The sequence below is a fragment of the Okeania sp. genome (assembly GCF_983059655.1).
Window position 1 is genome coordinate 3,652 of sequence record NZ_CEZPJD010000230.1, and the last position, 6,810, is coordinate 10,461.

Annotated in this window: 7 protein-coding genes; 5 read left to right on the top strand and 2 right to left on the bottom strand. The window is 34.3% G+C overall.

Features of this window, described 5'->3' with window-relative positions:
- The first annotated feature begins 611 nt into the window (after positions 1–611).
- Complete coding sequence (locus AC3DU7_RS14605; RefSeq protein WP_488040058.1) at positions 612–1,538, top strand: hypothetical protein; 927 nt, start codon at positions 612–614, stop codon at positions 1,536–1,538.
- 218 nt (positions 1,539–1,756) lie between these two features.
- On the opposite strand, the gene AC3DU7_RS14610 is transcribed toward AC3DU7_RS14605, so the two are convergent.
- Together AC3DU7_RS14610 and AC3DU7_RS14615 are read right to left on the bottom strand one after the other, a co-directional pair.
- On the bottom strand, positions 1,757–2,557 hold the full coding sequence (locus tag AC3DU7_RS14610) for an ABC transporter permease (protein ID WP_488040059.1): 801 nt from the start codon (positions 2,555–2,557) through the stop codon (positions 1,757–1,759).
- 310 nt (positions 2,558–2,867) lie between these two features.
- The gene (locus tag AC3DU7_RS14615; RefSeq protein WP_488040060.1) at positions 2,868–3,971 is read right to left on the bottom strand and encodes an ABC transporter ATP-binding protein; all 1,104 of its coding nucleotides are present in this window, start codon (positions 3,969–3,971) and stop codon (positions 2,868–2,870) included.
- 279 nt (positions 3,972–4,250) lie between these two features.
- Between AC3DU7_RS14615 and AC3DU7_RS14620 the strand changes: the two genes are divergently transcribed.
- From AC3DU7_RS14620 to AC3DU7_RS14635, 4 genes are all read left to right on the top strand, one after another.
- A complete protein-coding gene (locus tag AC3DU7_RS14620; RefSeq protein WP_488040061.1) occupies positions 4,251–4,577 on the top strand; it encodes a hypothetical protein in 327 nt (108 codons plus the stop codon).
- The gene (locus tag AC3DU7_RS14625) at positions 4,559–5,263 is read left to right on the top strand and encodes a M48 family metalloprotease (RefSeq protein ID WP_488040062.1); all 705 of its coding nucleotides are present in this window, start codon (positions 4,559–4,561) and stop codon (positions 5,261–5,263) included. Before AC3DU7_RS14620 ends, AC3DU7_RS14625 begins: the two co-directional genes overlap by 19 nt.
- Before the next feature lie 765 nt (positions 5,264–6,028).
- Complete coding sequence (gene psb28 / locus AC3DU7_RS14630) at positions 6,029–6,364, top strand: photosystem II reaction center protein Psb28 (protein ID WP_488040063.1); 336 nt, start codon at positions 6,029–6,031, stop codon at positions 6,362–6,364.
- Positions 6,365–6,456: 92 nt separating this feature from the next.
- Positions 6,457–6,744, top strand: a complete 288-nt coding sequence (locus AC3DU7_RS14635; protein WP_488040064.1) for a MogA/MoaB family molybdenum cofactor biosynthesis protein — start codon at positions 6,457–6,459, stop codon at positions 6,742–6,744.
- The last annotated feature ends 66 nt before the right edge of the window (positions 6,745–6,810 follow it).

A 6,810-nucleotide genomic window follows, 5' to 3' on the forward strand; every position in this document is an offset into this window, starting at 1 on the left:
AAAACCTATAGAAACATTCGGTGGAACAAATAGAAACAATACACCAATTTCTCCAGGCAACAATCAAATAAATACTAACCCAAAAACCTATAGAAACATTCGGTGGAACAAATAGAAACAATACACCAATTTCTCCAGGCAACAATCAAATAAATACTAACCCAAAAACCAGAGAACCAGATGGTAGAATAAATAGAACCAATACACCAATTTCTCCAGGCAACAATCAAATAAATACTAACCCAAAACCCAGAGAACCAGATGGTGGCAAAAATGCTTCTTACTCGACAAATAACAACGGAAATAATGGAAGCATTGAGCCAAAACCCAAACAGGATATTAAACTATTCATAGCGTTGGTTATCCTTAACATTGTCAGTGGATATACAACGATAAATGGAGTAAAGAAAATTTTCTCTAATCAATATATAGGTTGGTTTGGTGGTGCTACTATTCAAGCATTGTTACTTCTTTTAACTTCAGGTTCTACTCTCAAACACGCTCCTTGGTTAAAATGGATAACTGTAGGTTCTTTTTCCATAATTAGCGTTTATACCAGTTTCTTTGCTTATTATGATAATTTAGTAGCAGAAACACGAAAAAAGGATGGCTTGAAGCAAGCTAGAGATGCTCACTATGCTTTAGTTAATAAAGTTTTTATTCCTATTGAAAAAAAAGCTCAACAGTTAGAAAATAAAATTCAGAGCAAAGAGGCAGAAATAAAACGTGAAAAAGAGGGAAAAGGAAGCACAGCAACAGTAGGAGAAGGACTTAAATTTCAACAACTAACGAAAGAAAAAAACGAACTACAAGCTATATTTGATCAAGTTAAGCCAGTAGCTGATAAATATAGACCTTTATTTAATTATGATTTAGAAGGAAAAAAACCAGAGGAAATTTTTAACAAAGACCTTTATGCTATATCCCAAGTCGAATCAAAATGCTTGCCGACAGAACCAGAATTTGTTTGTGTACCAGAAGAATATGATGGTGTTTTCAACGATAAAGATCCCAAGTCCAAAGAAGACTTTGAAAGAAAGTATATTGATGGAGATACCGGAATCAGAATTATTGAACCTTTTCTGAAAATTGGAAAGGGTGAACCAGCTGCTATTGGAGCAGCTTTTATAGCTCTACTTGTTGATGGTTGTATTATTTTATTAGGAATAGGAATTGAAATTCCTCCCAAGTCTAAAAAAACTACTAAAACAATAATTTTAGAGATAGAAAAAAAAGAAGAAGGAGCAGGAAAAAAATTTTTGGATGAATTACTATTAAAAGCGATTGAAAACAGGGAGATCGACATCAACGATAAACTGTTTCAAGCAAATAAAACAGCATATAAAAAGCTACTCCAAAATCTCTCAAATAAAACAAAATGGATTAAAAAAAATGAGGGCAACAAATGGGTTATAGAAGAGAAAGAAAAATTTACAGGTTGGGTTATCAAGGAAAGCGAAAAGCTAACCAAAAAGAAACCTGACAAGAATAGTAAAAGGGTTAAATTTCATTTGTCTGACGATGACATCAGGGAATGACAAATAAGCTGAAAGACAGAGCAATTTCCTACTTAATGAAGTATATATATTGATGGTTTTAGAGAACAGTAGGAACGTTGCATACAACCTCCCTACAGATACTTGAAATATGCTATATATCATTTTCAGGTAATCAGTAATAAAAAAACCTTCCCCCTTATAAATCTTTCTTTCCCTTCTTCGCTCTTCCCTCTTCCCTCTTCCTTCTTCCTTCCCAATTAAGACCGCTGAAACCGTAAAGCATCAATTGATTGAGCAGTTAAAAATACTCCCAAAACAACATAACTCAACAACATAATAATACTGCTAGTATCCACAAGTCCCTGAATAATATTAGTGTAATGTGTCAGCATTGATAAATGTCTTAATGCCTCTGCTAAAGGACCACTTACATTATTTGCTACTACATCAATTACCCACAAAAATAATACTAACGCAAAGGTAAGAATGGCAGATAAAATTGTACTATCTGTCAAAGAAGAAATAAACATTCCTAATGATAATACTGCCGCAGCAAGTAATATTAAACCTCCATGTCCTAACAAAAGTAAAACTGGCGAAATAGGTGGTTCAGCAGCACCTATAGCAATAGCTTCTAACCCTAATAATGGCAACACCATAGAAGTATAAAACGTTAATACAGCTAATAACTTTCCTGTTGCTACTGCCCAGTTAGTTATAGGTGAAGTAGCTAATAATTCTAAAGTACCTCGTTTTCTTTCTTCCGCATATAAACTCATGGATAACATCGGCAGTAAAAACAAAGAAAGAGAACCCATAATTCCCAGATAAGCCTTCAAAAATTCGTATGGTGCATCAACTGGTGGTTCAGTAATTCCTAATTGGTCTCTAGTAGCAATTTGTTGAATAATTCCATCAGGTCCTAATAAAATAGCAACTAAAAAATATCCTCCCAATAGCCAAAATATTCCTGTAATTGCATAAGCTAAAGGTGAAGCAAAATATCCTTGTAATTCTTTTCTGTAGATTGCCAAAATATTGCTAATTATTACTAGCATTGCTTAAATTCCTTTTGATTTTTTTGTAGTCTGGAAATGATATCAAATTCGGTTGAATACTTGTTATATAGTTGAGAGTAGGGAACCCACCCCTCGCCCCTCCCCCTCCCAGGAGGGGAATTTGGGGAGATGGGAGATTAAATAGACATCTCCGATAATAAAAAATCCAATCAATTATCGTATATGGCACAGAAATTATCAATTATTTCCCTATAGGAACATTGTATGCAACGTCCCTACTCTTTTGGAGGAGAGGTAATTATTAATTATTAATTATTAATTATTAATTATTAATTGTTGAACGATCGCTTCAATTTTTCTTTTCTTCTTGAGCATCTGTTTCTGTCAAATCTTGCCAAGGATCGGGAAGTAGGTTTTGATTTTTCTGAAGTTCAATATTTAGGTTATTACTCACTTTATCTATATCTATGACAGAATTTGTCGATGCTTCAATCGATGAATTTTTCGGTATTTCATCTGTAGTTAACCCTAAGAAAACATCTTCTAAACTAGCACGAATTTTGCGCAATTCACACAAACCCAAACCATTAGAAACTATAGTATTAGCAATTTCTTTTCCTGGTTCCATATTTGGCTCAGATTTTATTTGTATTCTGAAGCGACTTTCATTATCTGACTTAATTTTTTCTAGAGATTGAACTCCCGGAACTTCAGCTAATAATTGTAATCCTGTTTCTATTGCCTGATTTTCTCCTTCAATTTCTACTTCATATACCCACCCACTTGCTGATTTATTACTCATTGCTTCAGGACTATCTGTAGCGACAATTTTCCCCTGATTAATAATTGCCACTCGATTACAAGTCATACTAACTTCCGGCAAAATATGAGTAGATAAAATAATTGTATGGTCATTAGCCAAACTTTTAATTAAATTTCTCACTTCAATAATTTGTCTAGGATCGAGACCAACAGTAGGTTCATCTAATATAATTACTTGCGGATCGTGTACCAAAGCTTGAGCAATTCCCACCCTTTGTTTATATCCTTTTGATAGTTTTCTAATCAAAACTTTCTGCTTATTTAATAAGCCACATCTTCTCATTGCCAACTTAACTCTAGCAGAGCGATCGCCCGCAGGAACACGTTTAATTCTTGTCACAAAAAATAAAAAACTTTCCACTGTCATTTCTGGATACAAAGGAGGAATTTCTGGTAGATAACCAATCAATTGTCGTACTGCCATAGAATCTTCATGGACATCATAACCAGCAATTTTAGCGGTGCCACTCGTAGCAGGCAAATATCCAGCTAATATCCGCATTGTTGTAGTTTTTCCTGCACCATTCGGACCTAAAAATCCCAATATTTCTCCTTGTTGTACAGCAAAGGATACCTCCTTAATTGCTGAGGTTGAACCATAAATTTTGCTTAACTTCTCAACTTCAATCATTATGACCCTAAATAAACGATTAAGTCTAAATTTTTAATGATAAACTATTAATAATTCAAGTCATAGGCAAAAATATGGCTTTGCTCACTGACTATAAATCTGATCGAATCATCATTTACCATTTTATGTAAGTGAGTTGATTCTAAGTTTTTAATAACAAAACTAACTATCAACCTTCTCTTAATTTTAATTATTTGCCCTAGTTTTAACAAAAAATTTTTATAGATACTAACTTTACTTTAGGCAAAAAAAATTAGTTTAACTTTAGGTTTGAATATTATGTTAAAAATTAAAACCATACTAGCCACATTAGCAGTAGTGACATTTCTACTACCCAACAATCAGCTATCAGTTAAGGCCAACCCTACTTCCTCCGAAAATTCTACCCCAACAGAACAGACAAAAAATACCGAACAACCCAAAAGTATATATGAACAGGCCAAACAAGAACTACCTCATGACCTTTACGCACTGTATCGAATTGTTGACCGTATTGCTAGAGCCAATGGACTTGATGAAAAACCTTGGCGATCATACTTCCCAAATATGAAATCAATGCCTTTGCTACAGAAATTAATCTTATTGCCATGTACAACGGTATCCTAGACCAACTTGCAGGGGATGCCTCTGCTATAGCTTGTATAGTTGGCCACGAAATGGCACATCATACAGAAAGGCACATAGCTTTGGCCCCACCCGAAAAACTTGCTTTGATTGAAAAAATTGAACAAGAGGCTCAACAAGAAGTTTTGGCAGAAAAACAGGATGCTCAACCAGAGGCAACAGGTATGTCTATTGGAGGTACTGCAGCCAGAGTATTTGGAGGCAGAGCCGGGAGAGTTGGTGGTGCTGTTTTGGGCACTGCTAGTCGTCAACGCACTAAAGCCAGCCAAGAAAAAATACATGAAATTGTTGCTCAGAAAAAAGAAGAGTTAGAACAAACTTTGGCTGAAGAAGGCCGTAAAAGAGAACTGGAAGCTGACGAAAAGGGATATTTGTATTCAGCAAAGGCAGGTTTTGAAGCAGATGGTTGTTTAAGAGCAATGAATGTTTTGCTACATACTCCAAGTGCTGAATTTGATACTACTCATCCCGCCGTACCTAAACGTATTAAAGCCCTAAAAGATTTAATGGTCAAATCTCCAGCCACATCTCTGGCAGAAGAGGGAAAAGCCATTATTTCTCAAACTGAACCTTTGAGTTATGATTTGTCTAAAGATGGAGCATCTTTGAGAGTTAATTCTAGTCGCGGTGGTTCCTCCGCAGATGATGTGGAACGTTTATTTGATTAGTGAAAATTCTCAAATGTAATTAGGTGTAGATTTAGAGATATTCATAGGTTGATTTGATGATAATGATACCTATGAAATAAATTTAAAGGAATTAGGATTTATTAATTCCCAGATTTCCTAAAGAGAAGTATTTTCAGTGAAATACTCCTTGAAAAAAACTTTGCATCTTACAGCAGTTTCCGAAGTTATGAGGTACACCCATCGCGGGCAAGATGCCCGCACTACAAACCTTCAATTGTTAATCTATGTACCTCTTATGAAAGGAATCTGCTGTATTTAACTAGCTATTAACTTTTCCTTACGGAATGCTCCGCTATTAATAATTATTCAATTAATACAGTGAATTATACATTATTCTATATAGTATTTATAATGAATTTATCTGTAAAAAAAACTGTATTTATAGAAGCTTTAATTAACAGATAATCCAGAGTTTATGACTGAAAAACAGAGAGCATAAATTTTGTATTCTACCTTTGTGAAAATCGCTATAAAATTAAATATCAAGATATTCATGCCATTTAATTTAGTAAATATTTAGAGCTATTAAATCGGAACTTTATTAATGCCAATTTACAGCAATAGTCTCATAAATTATTTCTCTTAATAAGAGTTAAACAATCGATCTAAAATTATTGTTATTTAAAATTTTTAGCCAAATCTATGTTTTTTTTAACTTTTTTTATATACTGAGTTCTTTGAAACTCGATCGGATTGTGTTTATAATGATGTTTTAACGATTTCTTAAGGATTAAAAAGATACTGATGAGTGCAATTCAATTTATTCAAGGTATTGATGAAGAGGCTATACCAGAAGTACGCCTAACCCGTTCTCGTAGCGGTAATCAGGGGACGGCCACATTTATTTTTGAGGACCCCAAGGCTCTAGGTCAAGATGTTACTGAAGATATTACAGGAATGTATATGATTGATGAAGAAGGCCAAATTACCAGTCGTGAAGTTAAGGCCAAATTTATTAATGGTGAGCCGAAAGGGCTGGAGGGACTTTATGTGATGAAATCTAAAGAAGATTGGGACCGCTTTATGCGGTTCATGGAGCGTTATGCTAAAGATCATGGTTTAGAATTTAATCAGGCTTAGATCTATATAGGAAATAGGGGTTGAAAAACAACCTCTTAAACCTGGGCAGCAGAATAAAGGTACTTTGAGGAATTCCTGAAATTTTATAGATTATGGATATAAACATACCTCATCCTACTCCTGAAAATATTTCTCTAAGTTGTGCTGTAATTACAGTTAGTTATACCCGCACTCCAGAAACAGATAAAAGTGGTCAGTTACTCCAAGAATTGTTGAAAGATGCCGATCATTCCGTAGCAGCATACATAATTATCAAAGATGAAAAATTGGAAGTTGTCAAACAACTGCAAAATCTATGTCAGATAGAAGTTATAGATGCTGTAATCTTGAATGGAGGTACAGGAATAGCTCCCAGAGACACGACTTACGATGCTATTTAAAATTTATTAGAAAAAACTTTACCTGGTTTTGGGGCTATCAACAGTATTAAAATAATTGGACAAAGT